This is a genomic window from Mesorhizobium sp. M1143 (genome assembly GCF_040318435.1).
Lineage (GTDB): Bacteria > Pseudomonadota > Alphaproteobacteria > Rhizobiales > Rhizobiaceae > Mesorhizobium.
Genome location: NZ_JAMYMJ010000176.1, coordinates 1 through 1,330, shown reverse-complemented (window position 1 = coordinate 1,330; position 1,330 = coordinate 1). Strand labels below are relative to the sequence as shown.

The window sequence follows — 1,330 nt, the reverse complement described above, 5'->3', positions numbered from 1 at the left end:
AATCAGCGCCTGTCGCGGGATTTAGCCATCGTAGGGCGGTGTTTGCGGGAACCTACTTTGTACGTTTCCGACTCTTGCCTTTTTCGGAAAGTGACCCACAGAATAGCTGACTGAGGTTCTATCTCTCTGGGAGGATGGGATGGACATTCAAGCACCTGTTCGGCCTACGCAGCAAACGGCCAAGGAGCTGGTCCGCGAGGTCCTGTTGGGCTCTCAACCCGGCGACATTATTTCCGTCAAAGCGACCATTGTAGCGGTCCGTGAGCGCGGCGGCGATCTTCTCGAAACTGACTGCCAGTTAGTCGAAATGATCGTCAAATCAGCCTCCGTTTGGGGACTGTTCATCGCCTTTGACGTTCGAGAGGCGTGATGCCCCACCGTTGGTTCAACCCTCCGGTTTATGTGAAGACTGAGCGCCCGGGGCTTCGCCTTGGTGTCAACCGGGTTGATGCCGCCGCCGAGGAGCTCCTAAAGTGGTCCAATCGTGGCCCCAAGTGGCGGCTGGCGGCCGAGGCTTGCCTATCTGCGATGGATGGCAAAATGCCGGGTAATGACTTCCGGCTGCTGTTCGAAGCCGCGGCCGATGAAGAGGAGATGCTGCTGCCGGATTAACAACGCTATACGACGAGCCCATTCGGGTCTGTTCGCGTTGCGAATTCACCGGCGCAACGGGCATTTATGCTGTCCGTCTCCGTCGTCAAACTTTAAAGTGAGACACTAACGAGCGACGACCTAGATGGACAGTTTATTCGCCGGTGCGCGTACCATATAGGGCCGCGGGTGACCGATGGAGGTCACATGGTTGATGAAGAGCATCGCCGCGAACGGAGGCAGCGGGTGCTGAAAGGCGCCTCAATCATCAGCGGAATCACAAACTCCGAGATCAGTTGCACCATTCGGAACCAAAACAGTGGCAGAGCTGAGCTCAAAGTCCCGGTGGAATCGCGTGTCCCTGAGCGGTTCGTGGTTTACGTGCCGACCGACGGCGTTGCCTACCAGGCAGTCCTGCGGTGGCGCAGGAACGACCGAATTGGGGTTCAATTTATAGGAACGTTGCCAAAGCCGCGTCTCCACTATGGCTGAGCTTGTGCCCGGGATGCACAGACCGGGGAATTGGACACTCTCCGGCGCTCGGCACGTGTTCCATGGCAGTCGCACTTTAGAGATTACCCCCCGGCGAAACTTCGCTTCAGGTCGACGCGGTCAGAAGGCTTACAAAATCGCGGGAATATTCCCCGTCCAGATATTTAGCCGGAGCGCCCCACGCCTCGGCTGGTTGGCCAGTGAACGCGTCAAACACCGCTCAGGTTTCGTCGAGTCCCTCCTGAGG

2 protein-coding genes are annotated in these 1,330 nt (G+C 57.7%); both read left to right on the top strand.

What is annotated here, in order from left to right; translation table 11 throughout:
* The first annotated feature begins 139 nt into the window (after nt 1-139).
* The gene (locus NKH35_RS31745; protein WP_023669678.1) at nt 140-370 is read left to right on the top strand and encodes a hypothetical protein; all 231 of its coding nucleotides are present in this window, start codon (nt 140-142) and stop codon (nt 368-370) included.
* On the top strand, nt 370-612 hold the full coding sequence (locus NKH35_RS31740; RefSeq protein WP_023669677.1) for a DUF982 domain-containing protein: 243 nt from the start codon (nt 370-372) through the stop codon (nt 610-612). Before NKH35_RS31745 ends, NKH35_RS31740 begins: the two co-directional genes overlap by 1 nt.
* Nucleotides 613-1,330: the final 718 nt, after the last annotated feature.

Coding starts and splice junctions, on each gene's coding strand:
- NKH35_RS31745 (WP_023669678.1), top strand. CDS start 140: ATGGACATTCAAGCACCTGTTCGGCCTACGCAGCAAACGGCCAAGGAG.
- NKH35_RS31740 (WP_023669677.1), top strand. CDS start 370: ATGCCCCACCGTTGGTTCAACCCTCCGGTTTATGTGAAGACTGAGCGC.